Source organism: Microbulbifer sp. A4B17 (assembly GCF_003076275.1).
Taxonomy (GTDB): Bacteria; Pseudomonadota; Gammaproteobacteria; order Pseudomonadales; family Cellvibrionaceae; genus Microbulbifer.
The window spans coordinates 4689721-4711891 of sequence record NZ_CP029064.1 but is presented as its reverse complement, the minus strand read 5'-3'; the positions used below and the strand labels follow the sequence as shown (position 1 = coordinate 4711891).

General features: G+C 49.4%; 19 protein-coding genes. 10 read left to right on the top strand and 9 right to left on the bottom strand.

The window, feature by feature from the left end; all coding sequences use genetic code 11:
* The first annotated feature begins 177 nt into the window (after window positions 1-177).
* Window positions 178-2571 (top strand): zinc-dependent metalloprotease, encoded by a 2394-nt coding sequence (locus BTJ40_RS20585; RefSeq protein WP_192879361.1) that lies wholly within the window; start codon window positions 178-180, stop codon window positions 2569-2571.
* Between the two features lie 51 nt (window positions 2572-2622).
* Here BTJ40_RS20585 and BTJ40_RS20580 read toward each other — a convergent pair whose 3' ends face one another.
* The 3 genes from BTJ40_RS20580 to BTJ40_RS20570 all read right to left on the bottom strand — a co-directional run bounded on the left by BTJ40_RS20580 (window position 2623) and on the right by BTJ40_RS20570 (window position 4305).
* Window positions 2623-3459: a transglutaminase domain-containing protein gene (locus BTJ40_RS20580; RefSeq protein ID WP_108734841.1), complete on the bottom strand. Its 837-nt coding sequence runs from the start codon at window positions 3457-3459 to the stop codon at window positions 2623-2625.
* A gap of 4 nt (window positions 3460-3463) precedes the next feature.
* Window positions 3464-3694 carry a DUF350 domain-containing protein gene (locus BTJ40_RS20575; RefSeq protein ID WP_108734840.1) on the bottom strand — a complete coding sequence of 77 codons (231 nt, stop codon included), beginning with the start codon at window positions 3692-3694 and terminating at the stop codon, window positions 3464-3466.
* Window positions 3695-4011: 317 nt separating this feature from the next.
* The gene (locus tag BTJ40_RS20570) at window positions 4012-4305 is read right to left on the bottom strand and encodes a putative quinol monooxygenase (protein WP_108734839.1); all 294 of its coding nucleotides are present in this window, start codon (window positions 4303-4305) and stop codon (window positions 4012-4014) included.
* A gap of 171 nt (window positions 4306-4476) precedes the next feature.
* On the opposite strand from BTJ40_RS20570, the gene BTJ40_RS20565 reads away from it, so the two are divergent.
* Entirely contained in the window at window positions 4477-5469 is a 993-nt protein-coding gene (locus BTJ40_RS20565; protein ID WP_238152080.1) for a LysR family transcriptional regulator, read from the top strand.
* 92 nt (window positions 5470-5561) lie between these two features.
* Here the strand turns inward: BTJ40_RS20565 and BTJ40_RS20560 are convergent, their stop codons facing one another.
* Complete coding sequence (locus BTJ40_RS20560) at window positions 5562-7064, bottom strand: S8 family serine peptidase (RefSeq protein ID WP_108734838.1); 1503 nt, start codon at window positions 7062-7064, stop codon at window positions 5562-5564.
* Window positions 7065-8496: 1432 nt separating this feature from the next.
* On the bottom strand, window positions 8497-8895 hold the full coding sequence (locus BTJ40_RS20555) for a globin (RefSeq protein WP_108734837.1): 399 nt from the start codon (window positions 8893-8895) through the stop codon (window positions 8497-8499).
* A gap of 601 nt (window positions 8896-9496) precedes the next feature.
* Here BTJ40_RS20555 and BTJ40_RS20550 point away from each other — a divergent pair.
* The 3 genes from BTJ40_RS20550 (at window position 9497) to BTJ40_RS20540 (ending at window position 12915) form a co-directional block, all read left to right on the top strand.
* Window positions 9497-10660, top strand: coding sequence for a phosphoglycerate kinase (locus tag BTJ40_RS20550; protein ID WP_108734836.1), 1164 nt, complete (start codon window positions 9497-9499; stop codon window positions 10658-10660).
* Window positions 10661-10750: 90 nt separating this feature from the next.
* Entirely contained in the window at window positions 10751-11815 is a 1065-nt protein-coding gene (gene fba, locus BTJ40_RS20545) for a class II fructose-bisphosphate aldolase (protein WP_108734835.1), read from the top strand.
* Between the two features lie 113 nt (window positions 11816-11928).
* Window positions 11929-12915 (top strand): alpha/beta hydrolase, encoded by a 987-nt coding sequence (locus BTJ40_RS20540; RefSeq protein ID WP_108734834.1) that lies wholly within the window; start codon window positions 11929-11931, stop codon window positions 12913-12915.
* A 489-nt stretch (window positions 12916-13404) separates the two neighbouring features.
* On the opposite strand, the gene BTJ40_RS20535 is transcribed toward BTJ40_RS20540, so the two are convergent.
* The 4 genes from BTJ40_RS20535 to serA form a co-directional block, all read right to left on the bottom strand.
* A complete protein-coding gene (locus BTJ40_RS20535; protein WP_108734833.1) occupies window positions 13405-14595 on the bottom strand; it encodes an MBL fold metallo-hydrolase in 1191 nt (396 codons plus the stop codon).
* A 146-nt stretch (window positions 14596-14741) separates the two neighbouring features.
* A complete protein-coding gene (locus tag BTJ40_RS20530; protein ID WP_108734832.1) occupies window positions 14742-15191 on the bottom strand; it encodes a cupin domain-containing protein in 450 nt (149 codons plus the stop codon).
* Between the two features lie 669 nt (window positions 15192-15860).
* Window positions 15861-16769: an EamA family transporter RarD gene (gene rarD / locus BTJ40_RS20525; protein ID WP_108734831.1), complete on the bottom strand. Its 909-nt coding sequence runs from the start codon at window positions 16767-16769 to the stop codon at window positions 15861-15863.
* Window positions 16770-16980: 211 nt separating this feature from the next.
* A complete protein-coding gene (gene serA, locus BTJ40_RS20520; RefSeq protein ID WP_108734830.1) occupies window positions 16981-18228 on the bottom strand; it encodes a phosphoglycerate dehydrogenase in 1248 nt (415 codons plus the stop codon).
* 150 nt (window positions 18229-18378) lie between these two features.
* Between serA and BTJ40_RS20515 the strand changes: the two genes are divergently transcribed.
* From BTJ40_RS20515 to BTJ40_RS20495, 5 genes are all read left to right on the top strand, one after another.
* Window positions 18379-19041, top strand: coding sequence for a fumarylacetoacetate hydrolase family protein (locus BTJ40_RS20515; protein WP_108734829.1), 663 nt, complete (start codon window positions 18379-18381; stop codon window positions 19039-19041).
* Between the two features lie 86 nt (window positions 19042-19127).
* On the top strand, window positions 19128-20636 hold the full coding sequence (locus tag BTJ40_RS20510; RefSeq protein ID WP_108734828.1) for an aldehyde dehydrogenase: 1509 nt from the start codon (window positions 19128-19130) through the stop codon (window positions 20634-20636).
* 259 nt (window positions 20637-20895) lie between these two features.
* Complete coding sequence (locus BTJ40_RS20505) at window positions 20896-21291, top strand: hypothetical protein (RefSeq protein WP_157954182.1); 396 nt, start codon at window positions 20896-20898, stop codon at window positions 21289-21291.
* Window positions 21292-21389: 98 nt separating this feature from the next.
* Window positions 21390-21698, top strand: a complete 309-nt coding sequence (locus tag BTJ40_RS20500; protein WP_108734826.1) for a DUF2007 domain-containing protein — start codon at window positions 21390-21392, stop codon at window positions 21696-21698.
* A gap of 58 nt (window positions 21699-21756) precedes the next feature.
* Entirely contained in the window at window positions 21757-22161 is a 405-nt protein-coding gene (locus tag BTJ40_RS20495; RefSeq protein WP_108734825.1) for a VOC family protein, read from the top strand.
* Window positions 22162-22171: the final 10 nt, after the last annotated feature.

Genomic DNA, 22171 nt, shown 5'->3' with positions numbered 1-22171 from the left:
TTTCCTATTGTGTGTCTTTTCAATGTGACGCGCCTGAGTCGCCGAACAGATGCAGGCAGCTAGAAATATTTTTCATTTTTTCCTGACGCAGGCCCAGGGAGTGATGGCCAAGCATGGATGTTCCAGCGGGTATTCTGTATTTTTAGCCCATAACACTTAATAAATTGAGGGTATTCAATGTCCATAAGCAGGCACATTGCTGCACTGTGCTTCTTGATAGTCAGCACAATGGCACAGGCCGGGAGCATCGCGGAGTACACCGCAGGCATGCATAGGCACAGTGGCTTCCACGACTTTTACTGGGACGAGGCTAACGGCCGGGTGTTGCTGGAGATCGATGAGTTTGAGCGCGAGTTGCTGTTGCTCACCGGGCTGGCCCAGGGACTGGGTTCAAACCCGGTGGGCCTGGATCGGAATCAAGTGGGTGAGAGCCGCTTGGTGAAGTTCCAGCATTCGGGTAATAAGGTATTACTGCATCAGGTGAATCTGAAATACCGTGCCCAATCAGCAAATGCGGCTGAGCGCCGCGCGGTTGAGGAAGCTTTCGCTTCGTCCGTACTCTGGGGCTTCAAGGTGCTTGCTCAGAGCGATAAGGCAATACTGGTGGACTTTACGCCTTTCCTGCTGAGCGATCAGCACGGCATTGCTACACGTCTCAAGGGCGCAGAGCAGGGCAGTTACAGTGTGGATAAGAGCAAGTCAGCAGTTTATCTGCCCCGCACAAAAAACTTTCCCAAGAACAGTGAGTTTGAGGCCCAGTTAACTTTTGCTGGATCAGCTCCGGGAAACTATCTGCGCGAAGTGGTTCCGACCCCTACATTGGTGTCCCTGCGCCAGCATATCTCCCTGATTGAATTGCCAGATAACGACTATGAGCCCCGCCGTTTTCACAGCCGCAGTGGCTACTTCCCGTTCGCTTATCGAGATTACGCTACGGCGATTGAAGAGCCTCTGGACCAGCGTTATATCTACCGTCATCGACTGGAGAAGAAGTCGGGTAGCGATGAGGTTGTGGAGCCGATTGTTTACTACGTAGATTCCGGAGTTCCTGAGCCGGTGCGCAGCGCCCTGATCGAAGGGGCGAGCTGGTGGGACCAGGCATTCGCTGCAGCAGGATTTAAAAATGCGTTTCGCGTAGAGATTCTGCCGGAGGGCGTCGATCCTTTGGATGTTCGCTATAACGTGATTAATTGGGTACACCGCTCCACTCGCGGTTGGTCCTACGGTTATTCGGTTTACGATCCCCGCACCGGCGAAATTCTAAAAGGCAATGTTACCTTGGGGTCCCTGCGTGTTCGCCAGGACTTTCTGATTGCTCAAGGGCTTGTACAGCCCTACCGCGGCGATACTGTCAGTACCGAGCAGCTAAAGAATATGGCCCTGGCCCGTATCCGTCAGCTATCCGCTCACGAAGTAGGCCACACCCTGGGGCTGGCGCACAACTTTGCTGCCAGTAGCGAAGAGCGCGCTTCAGTAATGGATTACCCGGCTCCGCTGGTCTCTCTGCTGGGAGGTAAGTTGAACCTGACAGATGCCTACGCCACTGGCATCGGCAGTTGGGATAAGCTGGCGATTCGCTATGGCTATGGCGAGGGCGATGATGAAAAAAGTTATCTCGACAGTGTTATCGCTAAGGCCGGGGAACAAGAGCTGCGCTTTATTTCAGACCCGGACTCCCGCACCATCAATAATGCTCACGCAGTTTCACACCTTTGGGACAACGGCACCGACCCATTGGCGGAATTCCAGCGGATGGTCGACTTGAGGCGTCACGCCCTGGATAGTTTCTCTGCGGCGGCAGCGCCCTTATCCGCGCCCCGCTCTGACCTGGAAGAGATCCTGGTGCCTGTGTACTACGGTCATCGCTACCAGGCGGAGGCTGTGGGCAAATTGATCGGTGGCTTGGACTATGACTATGTCTACAACGGTACCGATCAAAATAGCTATACCCTGGTGCCCGCAGAGCGACAACAGCGGGCAATTGATGCACTGCTGGATACACTTTCGCCTCAGTTTCTCACCTTGCCGGAGCAGGTCTTGCAACTGATTCCGCCCAAGTCCTATGGCTACGAACGCACTATCGAGAGCTTCCCCTCATATACGGGGGTAGCTTTTGATGGGGTGGCTCTGGCGGAAGCGGCTGCTGGGCATACGCTATCAATCCTGATGGACCCGCAGCGCGCGGCGCGAATGAATCAACAGAGTGCCCGCAGCAGCGAGGTACCGGGGTTTGCTAGTTTGCTGCAGCGCTTGACCGCACTGGCCTTGCAGGGTGAGGGTTATACCGGTCTGCAGGCGAGTGTGCACCAGCGGGTTAATCATGCCTATATCGAGCAGTTGATGTTACTGGCCAGTAATACCAAGGCAGACGAATCGGTGCGGGCCAAAGCGCACTTGGAGTTGGCAAAGCTTCTGCAGGAGATTGGTTCTATGCGGCTGTTTGGCGAGGATCCCGAGGGTTATAGTGCACACTATTACTATGAGGCACAGCGTATCGATGCCTTTAAGCAGGGCAAGCTGGAAGTAAAACCTGGGGCCGTTAAGGCGTTGCCGCCAGGATCTCCGATCTGATTTGAAATGGATAAAAGGGGGTGGGCAGTAAACGTTCACCCCCTTTGGGCATTAACCGCGAATAAACTGGGACTTTTTTACCCAGTGATTGCCTCGGTATTGTCGAGTGGGTGTTGGATTTTTCTTCGCCCAGAAAAAATGGCGGTTAAACTGAAATTCCGCATCGTAACCCTCCGCCAGTGCTGCCAGGGGCATGGCTTGCCAGCTGGTCTGGCGGCGTTTGCTGGTTGCCTCTAGCAGGTATTCCTGATCGTTCAAGATGGCCACTACCCAGGCGTGACCCTGACCTTTATGGGTTCCGAGTGCCACCCGCGCATCAACTCCCAACTCGATAAGCCAATCTGCCAGCAAAATAGCGTGGTCTTCACAGTCACCACGCTTTTGGTAATAGGCCTGCCGGGATGTTTGCCAAATGTCTGACAAACCGGCGTATTGCAGGTGATCGTATTGGTACTCTTTATTTATAGCCAGTGTATAAAGGGGCACCCAAAGCTGTTGGGTTTTAAAGGGCTTGAACCCCACCAGGTAGCTATTGGCAAAGTGGTGTTGCTGGTCCAGTCCCCGGGCGGAAGCTGTCGCAGCCTCAATTCCCTGCCAGTTCCACACTGAGACATGAGCACTCTCTTCCAGTGATCGCTTGTCGACCACTTGCTGGATGATTTTCTCCTCCAGTGGATAGCGGGTACCCACCACTCGCACGACACCTTGTTGTGAGTCCACAGTACTGGCTAACTGACTGCCACTGCTACCAAAGCTCCGTAAATTATCGGAAAGGGGGATTTCCAGTGTACTTTTCGTTGGCGGCTCCTGTGTATTAGCTCGCCGTACAAGTTCAGGGGTGATCAGTGCGAGGGAAAGTATCAGTGTTATAGCCAGCCACTTACGCATGCTGTTACCCCTTGAGGCCAAACGAAATAATGATGGCAACAAATATTAATATGGTCGATGCAAATATAGATACGGCGATATTGCCATTTTTTAGTTCGCCTTCAATATCTACTGAGCGAAGTAGTTTTTTATCAATAGTAATCAGTGCGGTGATGCCAATAAATAACGCTAGCAGCGTATAAATCAGGTTAATTCCCAGGTTAAACAGGGTTGCCGTTAAAAATTCCAGTTCCATAAATCCTTCAGGCTAATTATGTTTATTAGTGACTGTTAATGGAATAATTTAAGCATAGGGCCTGATTGAGTGCAAAGGATGACCGACCCAGATAAACCGACAGATGAATTCACAGGTGATTATCAACCTTAATTGGCAATCCGGACTTGTTGATTAGTGTTTTATTTGGCTGGGTTGCTATCAGGGAATAGCTCTAGACGAAGAGTTGCTCCGCCGAAGGGCTTTTACGCTTAATTTACCGGGAAAGCCCTTTGAAGAAGTGTATTTATTAGCTCGGTGTTATCCAGGCGGGAACCTGGATAACACACCGGGATAGATTAGTTATCAATCTCGGTCATTTCATTCAATACAAACTCTTCAACGGCACCCTCGGTTGCTTTCATATAGTCTTCCAGGTGCTTATTGTTCATGTGGGTTTGCCACAGATCGCGAGTTTCCCAATTTTCATAAAACAGGAAGTGTGCAGGATTGTCATTGTCTTGATGAAGGTTGTAATTAATGCAACCAGTTTCTGCTCGTGTTGTATCAATGAGTTTTAACAGTTCAGATTTCACCAGGTCAATTTTGTCGGCCTTGGCTTTAATATTGGCAACGATAGTGAGCCTGCTCATGAGAACACCTATTTGTTTCGATATGTGTTGGATTAAGGTTTGTACTCTTTTCCTTGATCCTTTCAGAGGAGACCTAGTGAACAGCTCAGCTGTCTCCTGAGTAAGGACTGAGATGTCGAGCTGATGAGGTCATTCTAGATCTAGATTGCATCGCTAGAAACACTATAATCTTTGAATCTTTATCAAAAACATATTGAAAATATGCAGCTTGAAGACTTGAGGGTCATTCTTAAAGTGGCTGAGCTTCGCAGTATCACTGCGGCCGCCGCCAGTCTCGATTTGCGCACCGCAACTGCAAGTGCAGCAATCAAGCGTGTGGAGAGCGCGCTGGGGGCAGATTTGTTTATTCGCACTACGCGGCAACTGCGGCTATCCAGTGCTGGGGAAAGGTTTATTCCCAAATGTGAGGAGGCTCTTCTGACTCTGGACCTCGCCCGGCAAAACCTCAAGGAAGACAGTGGCCAGATAGATGGTGAGCTTCGCATAGGTGCATCCTCGGACCTGGGAAGGAACCTCGTAACTCCCTGGCTCGATCAATTGTTACAGGAGCACCCGGGGCTGAGTCTGAGAGTGAATATCAGTGATAGCCAAGTGGACTTTTACCGGGATCCTGTGGATATCGCGTTGCGCTACGGACCCCCGGCGGATGCCAACCTATATGGTTTTAAGATTTGTGAGGTGCCCCGTTTATTGTGTGCAACCCCGGCCTACTTGGAGGAAAAGGGTTCCCCGCAAACACCGGAGGATCTCTCCGCACATAATGGCCTTTTTTATCAACTTCACGAGATTGTGCACAATAATTGGGAGTTTTTTAAGGGCGAGGAGATTTATAAGGTACGCATGTCAGGGAATCGGTCGTCCAATGATGGTGATCTGGTGCGACGTTGGTGTACATCTGGATATGGTCTTGCAATCAAGTCCTGCCTGGATATGTCTGCGGATCTACTTGCTGGTCGGGTGGTGGCCACTATGCGTGGCTATAAACCCAAGGCGACAGAGCTGTGGTTGGTATCACCGGGCAGGCAGTCGATAACGCCGACGGTACGATTAGTTCGGGATACCATAAGAGATCGGTGTTCGGAGGTGCTAAAGAAGTTGTTCGTGGAAGGTATACTTTCTGAGGAAGATATCAGTACCGGGGCGGAGACACTGCTGAGCCCTTAAAAATCTTCAAGCAAATTATTTGTCTGTTCTGATAAAGGAAAGGGGAGCTTTGCTCCCCTTTCCTATTCAAGCTCTAGTTAACCCGAGTTGGATCAGGAGCCGGAGCAGCCGTAGGTATCCAAATAGTCATAAGCTGCTTTTGCTTGCACCAGGCCGTAGCCGTAGGCGTTGTCTCTGCCAGCATCACCGAGGTCTTCAGCTGTAGCGGTCAGGGCATTGCGGATCTCTGTATTGCTACAGTTGGGGAAATGGCTCCATACCAAGGCGGCAACACCGGCAACGTGTGGGGTAGCCATGGAAGTGCCATTGAAATATTCGTAGCTTGTAGCCTCATTTTCCAAATCTACGCTGGCACTTAGCTGTGTGAGCAGAGTTGCACCATCAGTGTCAGAAATACCAACCGAGGGAATAGTGGTTACAGTATCGCTCAGGGTTGCGCTGGAGAGTAAGCCCTCTTCATTGTTGTAAATAATCGCTCCGATACCACCGCCGGACTCACAATTTAAAACCTTCTCAGCAAAACTGATATTGCCTCGTGCAATCAGGCAGATCTTGCCTGCTGCACTGGTACAAGCGGATTCAGCTGTACCGCAGTCCTCCATTGAACCGGTGATTGCGCCAGCTGGAGTGCCGTCTATCGGAGCTGATTCGATGTCAACACTGTCGACGGTCAAGTAAGAAATCCTGCCTGTGTCGGTGGGAACTGAAGATAGAACCTGCACACCGGGAGCCGAGAGCTCTACCTGGTCAGTCTGCTGGGAAGAGGACCAGATAGCCTTATCGCTATCGATAGCGCCGACGGATACAACGGAGGAGTAAGAGGCTGGGTAGGAGTGCGCAGTGTTGCCGTCGTTTCCGGCTGCAGCGATAGACAGGATTCCCTGGCGATCCAGGTTGTTAAAGGTGCGTCTTTCGAGGAAGTTGGCACTTTCACCGCCCAGGCTCATATTGATTATGTTGGCACCGTTGTCGGCACAAACCTCCGCAGCTGCCATCAGGGAGGAGGAGTAGGCCCAGCCATCGCCGTCAAATACTTTTACAATATGCAGATTAATATTACTGCTGGGCATCACGCCCACGACACCAGTGCTATTATTCATTGCAGCGATAGTGCCGGCCACATGGGTGCCGTGACCACTTTGATCTTCATACCAGTTACCTGCGCCGCTGGGATCGCTGGTGCCGGTAACGGCGTTGCCGGATAGATCCTCGTGTACAAGATCGTAGCCGGAGTCAATAATACAAACGGTGCGATTGCCGGCCTGAGTGTCACCTAGCTGATCTGCCTGCACCATGGTGATTCCATAGGGAGTTTCCTGAGACATCGGATAACGTTTAACGTCTTCTTCAATAAAAGCAACATCCGGATTGGAACGCATCTCCTTTAGGGTAGCTGTGGACATATGTGCAGCCATCGCATTCTGCCGACGTATTTCAAGAGCCTGGCGTCCGCCCCTCTTCTTCATAAAGGACTTAACTGACTCACCCTTTCCCTGCTTGAAAGTCACGATATAACGTTTGTCCTCAGCAGTAGCATTACCGGATACGGCTAAGGCTAATACACTGGCAGCAAAAATAGAGAGTGTTTTTTTCATTGGAGACTCCTGGAAGTTTAATTGCTTATTATTTCTTCTATCGACATTTTTAAGTTATTTTGATTGTTGGTTTTTTTCTAATGCGTCGATTTGAGGAATTTATCAGGATTTTTGTGTCGTATGAATAAGCATTTCACTGGTAAATTTTTAAAAATTTTATTGAGGGATTTTATTTTTGCTATTTTTTTAAGTTTTTTAGGAGTATTTTAACCATCTGGGTTTGTTATTTGTCTTTCTGATTTTGCTATTGCGTCTTTCTTAGGTTGAATTTTTTTCGGGATTTTGGTGGGGAGGAAGTTTTCAGATAATTCTCGCCCACTTGATAGTGTGAACTGGATCAACAATTTTTAAGTTATAGATAGTTTGGTAGCTTATAAAGGATGAACAACTGGATGAATTTAGGGAGCAATTAATTGAGCATCAATTCGATGCCCCACTTTCAATAGTAGTTAAAATGCATTTTTCGGGTACATTATTTGGGCTATCTTTAATTGTAATTTCAGTTGCAGGCTCAGTTTAAGGTCAAGTATTTTTTCTCTTATCTTACTTTTATCTCCAGTTATAACCTATGTGAAATTGTCTTCTGTAAAATTATCAAGAGTCGGCAAATGAGTTTAATCCAAGTTAACTTTCCGATCTTAATGCGCTTAACCTTCTATATAACCTAGAGATCTTTCATAAGTTATCTTGTTCGATAAGCCTCGGATACAGATCGGATCGACCGGGTATCTCGTTGGTATGCTTTTCTTTGGTTTTTTGCAATACTTTTTGGGGTTGCATATTTATTCGGTAAAAAAATTATTGGGCTAACTGGATTCTTATGTGTAAACGTGCGCCACTTACTCTGGGAGTCTAGCATTTTTCATTTGATATGAATGTAAATTAATACCTGGATAAAATACTGCTACCAGCAGTGAGGTTTGACATTGCCTTGCTAAAGCTTGTTGATGAATCCTTATATTTTTATTTTTATTTTTCTAAAAATATCTGTTTGCATATTTATTTTATGATATTAATCATATTATGAAAAATTTATTTTTGATGCTTTATTAGGGAGAAGCATCTCTACAATAGCTACATTTACTTTTGTGGGATAGCTATGAATGAGCTTTTAAGCTATTAATGAAATCTGGGAGGGGGAGCACTATTCTGATAATAGATACTCGGTATGGCCGTACGAATAAATTGGTGGAAAGCACGGCCAGAAAGAGCGAGTTTGGGGCTTAGCAAATTTAAACTCAAGGAGCCTCTGAATAACTCCGTAACATATCTGCGCGGCTGACGAAGCGATTCACACTCTGCGGTGTGACTTCTTGAAAGGTCTTGACATCCCTTAGAAGCCACTCCTTAAATATGCACCGCTCTTCAAGCTATAGGCATCATGGAGTTGTTTAGAGTTTCCTTCAGTTATATTTTCATGGAGCCGTAGGAATTAATACGCTTGCCGTATGATTTCAATACCTGGCAAAATTGCGCGGTTCCAGGCAGCTTCAATTTCTGAAGAGTATTCCTCATCGTGTTGCCTGAGAGTGGCAAGCAGGGCATCGAGCCAGAGGCGATACCATTCCGGGCGGATATTATAGCCATTGCGATCGTGACTTTTGCCCAGAGCGCGCAGCTTGGTATCTGGCATACCGCGAGAGTGAAGCACAAGTTGCATTATACCGTTGCGTAAAAGATGGCGTTGAGCCTTCATATCTGTATTGGCAAATAGCTGGCGAATATCTGTAGAGCTACCCATAAACCGATCGTAAAAGTCTACAAAAAACTCTTCTTTATTGCAGCAGCGTCCATAGCTTTGAAAAACGATATCACTATCCGTTGGTTGCATCGTTTTGTTTACCTCTTTTTCTGGCCATCCTCAGTTTTACTTTCAAATAGCCTCTGTGATTAATGTGTTTTGGAAGGGGGGCGGCGATTCTAGCGATCCAATTTAGAAGCGGGAAGTACAATTTGGCTGTGCCTGCCTGTTATTGAGTGTAATTAACCGGTAATCATCAGCCCACTTTTTGAGGTGACTCAATACCGTTGCCACTTCGATTTCTTGTAGGTGTTATTCAATAATTTGCTATCGCTTGTGAGGTGTACTGTATTACTCAAGTGGATTTTTATTTACCAAGTGAAAGGCAATGGGCTTGAGGCAGCTTTCAGATAAGTGAGAAGGCAGGATTCTTGCTTAAGTACCGTAAAATTGGCTTTAGGTGTCTCTTTGGGTTGTAGTGATCGCTCGCTAACCCTGAAGCTAAATAAAATTAAGGTGAGGCCGGCTTTGGACTTATGACCCCCAAGACAGTATCAACTGAGCTAATAATGCGTGGATTGGTTGTGATAACAACGTTTTCCCCTGTTTTTAATATCGGCATCGATAGGTTCCAGTTGATATAATCGCCGCCCACATTTTTCAGTTAATCGAAGTAGAAGAGGATTGGCGAATGGCGGTCAAACTGATGGCAGATCTCGATCTTGCTGGTAAGCGCTTACTTATCCGTGAGGACCTGAATGTACCGGTTAAGGACGGTCGTGTAACTTCCGATGCACGTATCCGTGCGGCGCTACCGACTATTAAAGCCGCTATTGATGCTGGGGCTAAAGTACTCCTGATGTCCCACTTGGGACGACCTACCGAGGGCGAATACGCCGAGGAATTCTCCCTGGCTCCCGTGGCTGAGCACCTGGGTGAATTGCTGGGTCGTGATGTGGCGCTGGTTAAAGAGTGGCGCGATGGCGTTGAGCTGGCTGATGGTGACGTTGCCCTGCTGGAGAATGTACGTTTTAACCGCGGTGAAAAGAAGGACGATGAGTCCCTGGCAAAGGCCTATGCCCAGTTGTGCGATATCTTCGTGATGGACGCCTTCGGTACCGCCCACCGGGCCCAGGCGTCCACTCACGGTGTGGCTAAGTTTGCACCGGTTGCCTGCGCCGGTCCTCTGCTGGCCGCTGAGCTGGATGCATTGGAGAAGGCCCTGGCTGAACCGGCGCGCCCGTTGGTTGCTATTGTTGGCGGTTCCAAGGTTTCCACAAAATTGACCGTGCTCGAAAGCCTGGCTGACAAAGTTGATCAGCTGATTGTCGGTGGTGGTATTGCCAATACCTTCCTGGCGGCCAGCGGTAAGCCAGTGGGCAAATCCCTGTGCGAACACGACCTGGTAGATACCGCTAAAGCCCTGATGCAGAAGTGTGATATTCCTCTGCCTACCGATGTGGTCACTGGCAAGGAATTCAACGAATCCGCTGCAGCTGAAACCAAGAATGCAGATGCTGTCACTGAAGACGATATGATTTTTGATATCGGCCCGAAATCCTCCGAGCAGCTGGAGGAGATCCTCAGTAGCGCTAAGACCATTATCTGGAACGGCCCTGTGGGTGTGTTTGAGTTTGACCAGTTCGGCGGCGGTACGGAGCATCTTTCCAAAGCTATCGCTGCGAGTGATGCCTTCTCCATCGCTGGTGGTGGAGACACCCTGGCGGCTGTGGATAAGTATGGTATTGCCGATAAGGTTTCCTATATCTCCACAGGTGGTGGTGCTTTCCTGGAGTATGTTGAAGGTAAGAAGCTGCCAGCAGTCGCGATACTTGAAAGTCGCGCACAAGACTGAATAACGAGAATTAAGGCCTGCCGCAATTTGCAGGCAGGCCATAAAAGCAAAAAATACAAATACTACGAGTAGACGAGAAAGGAATTAATTATGGCTCTTATCAGCCTGCGCCAAATGTTGGACCATGCCGCAGAGCATGGCTACGGTGTACCTGCATTTAACGTAAATAACCTCGAGCAGATGCGTGCGATTATGGAAGCGGCCAAAGAGACCGATTCCCCGGTAATCGTTCAGGCTTCTGCGGGCGCGCGCAAATATGCCGGTGCCCCTTTCCTGCGCCACCTTATCCTTGCTGCTATCGAGGAATTCCCTGAGATCCCGGTAGTTATGCACCAGGATCACGGCACCAGCCCTGCAGTTTGCCAGCGTTCTATCCAGTTGGGCTTCAGTTCTGTGATGATGGACGGGTCCCTCGAGGAAGACGGCAAGACCCCGGCCTCTTACGAGTACAATGTGGATGTCACCAAGCGCGCTGTGGATATGGCCCATGCCTGTGGTGTTTCTGTTGAAGGTGAGCTGGGCTGCCTTGGCTCTCTGGAAACTGGTATGGCGGGAGAGGAAGATGGTGTTGGTGCGGAAGGAAAATTGTCTCACGACCAGCTGTTGACCGACCCGGAAGAAGCTGCTGATTTTGTGCAGAAGACCAAGGTAGATGCCTTGGCCATTGCCTGTGGTACCAGCCACGGTGCTTACAAGTTCACTCGTCCGCCCACGGGAGATATCCTGGCAATCGACCGTATCAAGGAGATTCACGCACGTATTCCAGGCACCCACCTGGTAATGCACGGTTCCTCCTCTGTACCCCAGGAGTGGCTGGCAGTAATTAATGAGTTTGGTGGTGAGATCCCGGAAACCTACGGCGTTCCTGTTGAGCAGATCTGTGAGGGAATCAAGTATGGCGTGCGCAAGGTGAATATCGATACCGATCTGCGTTTGGCATCTACCGGTGCTACCCGTCGCTTCCTGGCTCAGAATCCATCTGAGTTTGATCCGCGCAAGTTCTACAAAGCTGCCACCCAGGCGATGAAGGAAATCTGTATCGCTCGTTATGAGGCGTTTGGTACAGCTGGTAATGCCAGCAAGATTCGCCCTGTTAGCCTCGATGTTATGAGCGAACGCTACATCGCTGGCGAATTGGAGCCACAGATCAAGTAGAGGCGCATGTTGCTATAAAAAGGTGGGCACAAGGCCCACCTTTTTCTTTTCGAGTTGCCTTTCACGCTACGACACCACTACCCCTCTCGCCAAAATGCAGTACCATTGGACTAATGGATACTTTGCAAGATCTCAGTACATACGATAACAGCCCGGTAATTAAGCGGCCGGACTACTCTGCATTGCGTCAGAAATTGCCAGAGCTGGACTTTGGTGCTGACGAAACCCCTCTGTGCAAAGAGCTACAGGATTATCGTAATTTTTACGATTTACATTTTCCTCGAGCCCGAAAGACTGGGGTGGGGACTTTTAGAGCCGCGGGATTTGAGCTGGTTTCTCAGTATTGGATGGTGGAGAAACCCAGGGGCACCCTGTTTATTTGTCACGGTTATTTTGATCATACGGGTATTTATGGCCCGGCAATTCGCTTTGGCCTGGAGCGGGACCTGAATGTTGTGATTTTTGACTTTCCCGGCCATGGTCTCTCCAGTGGTGAGCGTGTTGCTATCCATACTTTCCTGCAATACCGCCAGGCTTTCGATGGTCTGCTGGAGATTGCGCGAGAAAAATTGCCTGGGCCCTGGCACGCACTGGGCCAGAGCACAGGCGGTGCGGCGCTACTTGCTCACTTGCAGTACAGTCGCTGGCAGCCCCTGGATAAGGTCTTTTTGCTGGCGCCTTTGGTGAGGCCTTCGAACTGGGCTTGGCTAAACCGCTGGAAATACTATGTAGGGCGGCTTTTTATACGTGAACCCGGACGGGCTTTTACGATCAATACACACGATGTGGAGTTTTCCCGACGCCAAGCACTCAGAGATCCCCTCCAAGCACAGTCAATCTCTATGAGCTGGCTTAGGGCTATGGTGGACTGGTTGCAGACATTTCCCCGCACAGCACGCAACCAGCGGCCAATCCTTTTAGTGCAGGGAACGGATGATAAGACCGTTGATTGGCGCTACGGCCTAAATGCTGTTCGAAATCGATTTCCCAATTGTCACCGGGTACTGATCCGTGGCGCTCGGCACCAGATGATCAACGAGACCCAACCCTATCGCCACCAGATATTGGCAGCGATGGATGAGTGGTTAAATCGCAAATAGTTGTCGGTGACGCCTCTTTTAGATTGATCCCAGTCGAGGCAACTATTTAAAGGTTGCTGCGGCGAAGTTATCCACTGCATTAATTACCGTAGAGATCTATAACTAATATAGTCGCCAGGTGTCCCTGTGGCGTTAATGCGCTGTGCATAGAGATAAAGCTCCAGTATCGCCAGTGGAATTTCCAGCACTGAGAAACTCAAGAAGCCAATAAAGGTCACTGTTACGGTTTTTGGGTCGAAACCCACGGAGCCCTGATTAATCAATACTCAGAAACTCAGGCCAATCCTAAAGAACCAAATGCTGCTCATAACAGCTTTTGTACCCAATCTCTTGGAGGCGTTTCGAGCATATGTGACTGGAGTGAGGGCCTGAACTGTGGAAATTGTGAAATGGTGCGATAAATAAATCTACAGGCTAGTCCACTTACGAGCTTTTTTTAGAACTGCTGCAACAGTAGCTCTGGGATGAATAGCTCAGTTCGCTAGAGAGTTACTTTGGGTTTTGATCACTCTTATTGGAGTGGGGGCTCTCATCAGACTTATTGGATTTTTCCTCAGGCATTGAGGTTTTTTTGATGGGTGTACCCTTTCCGGACTTTTCTTTGGTGCTTGTAGGAATCCTGTTAGTTGGGTATTCGACCTTGCAGGAGCCCTGTCCGTTGTCTGAAAGTACAATTTCATCGAGGTCATCCATTACCCTTATGGGGCCTGAATAGTATTTACTCATTCCCTTGATAAAACCGATTTTGTCCTGTTCCGTAACGGGAGGTGGGATAAGATGTGTCAGGGCAACAGATTTAACTCCTGCTTTACTAGCCATCTTGGCGATATCGAGTGTATTTGAGTGGTAGTGAATAATCTGGTCCGCTTTTTCGTAGCGCAATCTAGCACGGCGATTATCACCGGTCTGCTTCAACTTACTGATGTATTGTGCATAGCTCAAAGCTTCAGATATAAGCACGTCGGCATCGCGTTCAATGGGTTCCAGGGCATCAAATACATGGGTATCACCGGTAACAATAACCTTGCAGGGGCCAAAGCGTATTTCATAGCCAAATGCGGGAAAAACGGGTTCATGGTGTACCGCGAATACAGAAACATAGGTGTTTCTGTGGTGCCACACACTTTGTACAATTTCATTCTGGTCACCCGCAATATTGATTAAGTGCGGTTTTGCTACCGCAAGCACCGGGTCTAGGATGCCTTGGCGATTGGAAGACCTAAAGAAAATATCCGGCGCAAAGCTCTGGTTTATGCCATCGATGATGCGATAGATACCATAGGGGCCGTAGACATTGATAGGTGAGTCTGCTCCCACAAACCAGGACTCGTTGATCACCATTGCGAGACCGCCAAAATGATCCGAATGCCAGTGGGTAATGAAAATAGGGTCGAGCTGGGCAAGGTTCAGGCCCAGTTGGCCAATCCTCGCGGTAGCCCCCTCACCGGCATCAATCAGGAATAGCTTTCCGCTGCTTTGTACAGCCACACATGCCGGGTGGCGCAAATATTGATAGGCGGGATCAGGGGTTCCAGTCCCACATAAATAGATATGCATTTTGCCGTCGTCTACCACATAAGGTGGGTAGCGCTTCAGGGATTCCGGTTGATTGGCCAAACATGAAATGGCAAAAAGAACACTGAAGATAACAGTGGCAATAGTATCAACTGTCCGTCGCATGGTTATATAGATTCCAGTCAATGCGGAAATACATAGCAAGGGTATGCAGATATTTTTAAACTTAATAAATAATGTTTAAGATTTAGGGGGCATATATTTAGCTTGCGTTCAATTAGCCCCCAGAAAAACACAGTTTGAAAGCGCTATTAATTCAGTGTTTCGTCAGGATTCTTAAAGATGGTAGTTGGCTGACCTTCCAGACCGGAGTAAAAAAGAATAATGGTTACCGGTGTGTCCCCGTCGTTGCGCCCATAATGCCATTTATCAGTAACCTCGATAAATGCCTTACCTTCCCCAAGAGTGAGTGTTTCCTTTTGTCCTGGGAGTACAATGGTTAAGGTTCCCTCCGCCACATAGACGCCATTGAGAACAGGGTGTTTATGTACAGGCATCTGTTCCCCCACTGGAATAGTTACACTGACAATTGTCAGCTCCGGTTGTCCCGGTTTCATTTTTGGTAGGGAGTGTCCTTCCCAGTCCTTTGTAGAGGACACCAGAGTTTCAAATTTTACGTCGTTGGTTTTATCCTGACCAAATAGACTCGCGGAAAGAAATGTCAGTGTCAGTATGGTTAGGAATCGGAGGCAACCATTCATAGGACTTTCCAGGAAAACTTATGTAGATTTATGTAATTCTTGTCCAAGAATTAATACTGTCCAATAAATTCGGAAAATATCCGGGGGCCTATGCCTGAGACAAATTTGGCTTTCTGATTCACTCTACTAATAAAGTGATTACATTTATTGAAGCAGGTACAGGTAGCGTCGGCTCACAGGCAGTTTTTTTCAGTGTTTAGCAGCATAATTTGGCCCGTATCTCCCTCCCTTATTACATCGCGGATAGTCTTTAAATTGACGACAATGGAACCCTGGGCAAGGGGCCGAAAGCATACCTGTCACTGCTATGGACAGGAAGCCCCTGTTCCGTCAGGGCTATAGCGACAACAAGTAGTGTAATTGGAATAGAAATAGCTACACCCGCTACCTGTATTACCCAGCGCGGTAACTTGTGCGGCTACTACTCGAGCAGGCTAATAATAAAGATTGCTGAAACGGCGGTAGTGCTGGTGCGAAGGAAGAGATCTGTGTTGCTAGTCTTCCAGGTGAAGCTAAGTTGCAGCGCTCAAAGTAGCATGGCCAGCAGGACAGTCAGCGACTGCTGCCTGCTGGGTAACAGTCGCACTTGAGGTGGGTGGCTGTCGGCGAGTAATTCATGATGGCCGCCTTCGGTTAATTTAAGCGGCCATTCTTACACAGGTTTTACCGTTAAAGTGCTGCTTTACCTTGTAGATGCAGCTTTCTCCGCTGTGCCAGTGCATCGACAGAGTAGAGCGCTAGACCCAGCCAGACAAACATAAAGGTGGTGAGCTTTTCTTCGCTGAAAGACTCACCCAATACCTGGGTGGCAACTACCAGCATCAGTGTGGGGCCGATGTATTGCAGGAAGCCCAATGTGGATAAGTTGAGCCTGCGCGCGGCGATCGTAAACAGCAGCAGGGGAACCAGGGTAATGGGGCCGGCAAAGAGCAGTAAGCTGTTTAACTCCAGGCTGTTGTTCAGCAAGTTGCTGGTGGGGCTGTCGCTCCAAAACAGGTAGATTACGGCCACTGGCAATATAAAGAGAGTTTCCACCGCGAGGCCGGTAAGGCTTTCCACAGGGGCCTGCTTGCGGGCCAAACCGTATAGCGCAAAGGAGCAGGCCAGGAACAGGGCAATGATCGGTATGCGACCAAACTGCCAAAGCTCATAGGCAATGCCGGTAGCTGCCAGTGCCACAGCGATCCATTGCAGTCGCCGCAGTTTCTCACCCAGGAACAGGACCCCCAGCAAAATATTGATCAGTGGATTGATGTAGTAACCCAGGCTGCCCTCGAGCAAATGGCCGTTATTGATCGCCCAGATAAACACCAGCCAGTTACCGCCGATCAATACCGTGGTCAGGGCCAGCATCCGCATCTTCTTGCCGTCGCGTAGGGTTGCCAGAAAGTCTGGCATTTTGCGTACAATCAGCAGAATACCAATAGCGAGTACCAGCGACCAGATACTGCGGTGGGCAAGGATTTCCGCAGCGGGAATATCCTGTAATTTATTGAAGTACAGTGGCGCCAGCCCCCAAATGAGGAAGGCGGAAATCCCGGCGAGAAGGCCGGTTGAGGCGGAATCATTACTACGCAAGGGAGCACCTGCTGTGGATAACTCTGGCTTTGATTCAGGGGTGGCACGTGGATGTGGTCACCTGGGCCTGAAGCAAAAGAATAGGTTTGGCCATTGTAGAAGCGGTGGCCGGGGGGGATCAATCTTTTTTACCGCGAGGAAGGCTCTGACTGGCGCGCCCCGTTGAGCTCATAGGCGGGTACTGATATGTACCCGCCAGGAATGGGCAAACTTAGAAAAGCACGCGGCAACGCAGGGTGCCGGGGATATTCTTCAGCTTTTCCAGTGCCAGATCAGAATACTCTGCGTCCACATCGATAACCACATAACCCAATGTCTCATTGGTTTGCAGGAACTGGGCGGAGATATTGATGGCATTTTCCGAGAACACCTGGTTGATGGCGCTCAGCACACCGGGCACATTCTTGTGGATATGCAGCAGGCGGTGGGTATCCAGGTGACCGGGCAGTGCCACTTCTGGGAAGTTCACAGAGCTGGTGGTGGTGCCGTTATCGGAATAGTGTGCGAGTTTCTCTGATACCTCTGTTCCGATATTCTCCTGGGCCTCCATAGTGGAGCCACCTACGTGGGGAGTCAGCAGCGCCTTGTCGATTCCGCGTAGGGGAGAGACGAATTCGTCGCTGTTGCCACGGGGCTCAACCGGGAAGACATCAATCGCCGCACCGGCCAGGTGATTGCTCTTCAGTGCTTCTGCCAGGGCATCAATATCTACCACCGTGCCGCGAGAGGCGTTGAGGAGAATACTGCCGGGCTTCATCTGCGCGATTTGCTCGGCGCCCATCATCATTTTGGTGGAAGGCAATTCCGGTACGTGCAGGGAGACCACATCGGATTCCGCCAACAATTCCGGGAGAGAGTTCACTTGGGTGGCGTTGCCCAGAGGCAATTTGGTAATCACATCGTAGAACCTGACCCTCATCCCGATAGCTTCGGCCATAACAGAAACCTGGGAGCCGATAGCACCGTAGCCGATAATACCCAGGGTTTTGCCACGAGCTTCGTATGAGCTCACCGCTGATTTCTGCCAGCCGCCGCGATGACACACAGCGTTTTTCTCTGGGATACCACGCAGCATAAAAATAGTTTCGGCAATAATCAGTTCGGCTACGCTGCGAGTGTTGGAGTAGGGCGCATTAAAGACTGCGATGCCCAGTTCCGTTGCCGCCTGTAAATCCACCTGGTTGGTGCCTATACAGAAACAGCCTACGGCTATCAGCTTGGAGGCATGTTCCAATACTTTGCGGGTTAATTGGGTACGCGAGCGAATACCGATAAAGTGCGCATCGGCAATTTTCTCGATCAATTGATCTTCAGGCAGGGAGGTCTTGAGGTACTCCACATTGGTATAACCTCGGGAGCTGAGTAAGTCGACGGCGGACTGGTGTACGCCTTCCAGCAACAGAATGCGAATCTTATCTTTTTGCAGGGACTTCTTTTGATCGGGACTGTGCGCAGCCATAAACTATCTCTTCACTGAGTGCGAATAACAGATGCAAAGTGCTTGGATCACTTCTTCGGGGGTGCCGCAAATTTGGCGAAGGCGCGATCATAGCACATGCAGCCTTCAAGGCTTTATTCGAAATTTCTATCCTAACTATCTTGTTTATCTATGTACCAACATCAATTTACCTGTGGCAGTGAAGTACCGTTTGGTTTGGGGAAGGTCGTCTGTGTGGGACGCAATTACGCTGATCACACGGCAGAGCTAAATAACCCGGTGCCAGAAGAGCCGCTTTTGTTTATCAAGCCAGCTACATCAGTGGTATCTATGGCGGAGCCCATCCATTTACCGTTGGGGCGCGGCAGCTGCCATTTTGAGGGGGAACTTGCCCTGTTGATTGGTAAGCGCCTGAGTAATGCCAATGTGGCAGAAGCTCCAGGGGCGATTGCAGGTCTGGGCCTGTCCCTGGATTTAACCCTGCGCGATCTCCAGACGAAGTTAAAGAAAGCGGGTCAGCCCTGGGAGAAGGCCAAGGGGTTCGATAAATCGTGCCCACTTTCCCCTTTTGTGAAACTCGACTGGCTGCCGGACTGGGACAAGCTCAGCTACTACCTGTGGCTAAATGGCGAATTGCGCCAGCAGGGTAAAACCGAAAATATGCTGACCCCGATTCTCGACCTGGTGGCTTATATCAGCAGTTATTTCACTCTCGAACCCGGTGATGTGGTTTTGACCGGTACGCCGGCTGGAGTAGGCGAGTTACACCATGGCGATAAGCTGTCGATGCAGTTGGAGGACGACTGGCTGCAAGTAGAAACACAGGTCGCCTAATTCGCAACTATGATATGACCCTTTGATTTGTGATCACATTTTAGATATAACCGGGAAAGTTATCTCCAACCTAAACGAGGTGTGCCATGTCAGCGCAAAATAATATCCCCCAAAACCTGCAGGAATGGCAGGCTCTGGCGGCCTCACTGAAGATCGAGGGCCGTGCCTTTATCAATGGCAGCTATGTCGATGCCCTTTCCGGTGAAATTCGCGCCACTTTTAATCCAGCTAATGGTGAAGAGCTGGCACAGATTGCCAGCTGTGGCCCGAAAGATGCGGACTTGGCGGTAAATGTGGCCCGGGAAACCTTCGAGTCTGGCGTTTGGTCGAAAATGCCGCCGATGCAGCGCAAAAAAATCATGGTGCGCTTTGCCGAGCTGATTGAGGAGCATCTGGTAGAAATTGCCCTGCTGGAGAGCCTGGATGCGGGTAAACCGGTTGGCGACACCATGGCGGTGGATGTCCCTGGAGCGGCCACCACGATTCGCTGGAGTGGCGAAGCTATCGACAAGATTTACGATGAAGTGGCCCCGACCGGCCCTGGTGAACTGGGCTTGGTTACCCGTATGCCCTTGGGGGTGGTGGCTGCTATTGTGCCCTGGAATTTCCCCTTATCTACAACTGCCTGGAAGCTGGGGCCAGCCCTTGCCACTGGCAACAGCGTTATTCTGAAGCCCGCCTCCAATACACCACTGACTGCGATTAAGTTGGCGGGCCTGGCTAAGGAAGCGGGACTTCCTGATGGCGTGCTAAATGTGCTGCCGGGGCCGGGTAGCAGTTTGGGCAAGGCCCTGGGCCTGCATATGGATATCGACTGCCTGACCTTTACGGGCTCCACTGAGGTGGGCAAAACCCTGACCGAGTACTCTGGCCAGTCCAATCTCAAGCGTACATTCTTAGAACTCGGCGGTAAAAGCCCGAATATTGTATTTGCCGATGCAGACCTGGATAAGGCGGCGGAAGCGGCGGCCCTGGCTATTTTTTACAATCAGGGTGAAACCTGTACCGCCGGATCACGTTTGCTGGTGGAAAAGTCTATCGCTGATGAATTTATTCAAAAGGTGAGTAAAGCCGCAGAGTGTTTTAAGCCCGGGCATCCCCAAGACCCGAATACTCGTATGGGCGCCCTGATCGATCGCAGCCAGTTTGACACAGTTGAATTTTATGTGGCCAAGGGCCTGGAGCAGGGGGCGCAATTAGTCTGCGGTGGTAAACCAGTGGATGAAGTTGCGGGTGGTTATTACTATGAGCCAACGGTATTTCGCAGTGTTACTGGCGATATGACCATCGCCCGTGAAGAAATCTTTGGCCCGGTGCTGTCTGTGATCGAGTTTGAGAGTGAGGAAGAAGCACTCGCTATTGCCAATGATTCTATCTATGGTCTGGCGGCGGGTATCTGGACCAATAACCTGGGACGTGCCCATCGCATGGCGCGTGATATATACGCCGGATCTGTTTGGGTAAATAATTATTTTGGCGGTGATATCACCGTACCCTTTGGTGGTTTTAAACAATCCGGTAACGGCCGAGATAAATCCCTTCACGCACTGGATAAGTACTGTGAACTTAAGTCCACCTGGATTGACCTGAGTTAACCCCCCGGGGACCGCGTGTCGGTCCCCCTATTACTTTCTACCCGATAGTGAGTCAGTTCACTATCGCTCCTGAACTTTCGTGAAAGCGATACCACACCAACCTCTCCCCATCAATCAGTAACCTGGCATACAGAGAGCTTTCTGGCGCGAATTATCTAGTCAGCTATACCTAACTTATTGCTCCAGAAAAAGTTTGGGGCGTCATCTGCAGATTTGTGGTTTCCAATTTTTAGGTTGGATGGCGGTCGGGAGTACAGGTTTGAGCAAGATCTTTATCTTTGTTGTTTTGTACGCCAGTAGTGTTTCTTATGCCCAGGCTGCGAAATCTCCAGTGTTTGGAGAAATTATGGGACTGATCGGTGCTGAGCAAATATATGCGAGTACTGCTCGGGGCAATAACCTTAAAAAGCGACATAGAGATTGGATCAGACTTTATGTTAACCGCGGTGATCAAGTCAGAAAAGGGCAGAAAATCGCCGAGCACCGAAATATCAAAGGGAAAGTGGTTCTCGAATATATTGCCAATCGCTCCGGCCGAATACTGTTGAACAGCCGATCTGCCATAGACTCCGTCGAGTCGATTCTGGAGATAATTACAGTTGCGGAAGATCGATACTGCGATTTTGATCATTGTGATCGAGTGGGTGCCTATTAGAAATAGAGGAGTGGCCTGTTGTTTCCAATCGGTAAAGTAATTGTTTGCAGGTTGGTAGATAGGTACTCTGAGTAGCCCATTTTTTGGTTCTACTTACTATGAAGCTCATCTATACCCATGAAAACCGTCTGTTGGTTGAGTTGGTAAAAAGTCGTCTGGAAGTAGCGGGAATAAAAACCCGGTTAAAGAATGAATATGCCCAGGGAGCAACCGGTGAGTTAGCTCCAAATCAGGTTTGGCCCGAATTGTGGTTGGAGCGGGATCGCGATTTAGAGCGCGCTCAGCAGGTTCTTGCTGAAGCAGAAGTGGAACAAAAAAACTGGCTATGCACTGCTTGTGGTGAGGATAATGGTGCAGCTTTTGACTTCTGCTGGCAATGTGGTAGATCCCGGCCTACGGCTGACTAGTGATATGATTTTTTAAAAAGTTTTGTGTAAATCGACTGGAAAATAGAATCGCATCATTATGCAAATACTCTTGAATATTGATGTGGATGACTTAAGTCGAGGGAGTAATTTTTACTGTGATGCTTTTGGTCTTCACGAAGGACGTCGCCTGGGTACGGATGTGGTTGAGATACTCGGTGGCAGCATACCAATTTTCCTAAAGCAAAGAGATCCTGGGGCCTGGCCAATAAATAGTAAGAAAAATATAAATAGTTATGATCGGCACTGGACACCGGTACATATGGATGTCGTTGTGGAGGAACTGCTATTGGCGATAGAGCGGGTCGTTGATACTGGTGGCCAGATGAACGGCAACATTCAGAAAAGAAAATGGGGAATTAAAGCATCACTCTCAGATCCATTTGGTAATAGCTATTACCTGATGCAATTTAATAAGGGTGGTTCAGCAGCGGCTGATTTATAAATTGGATATT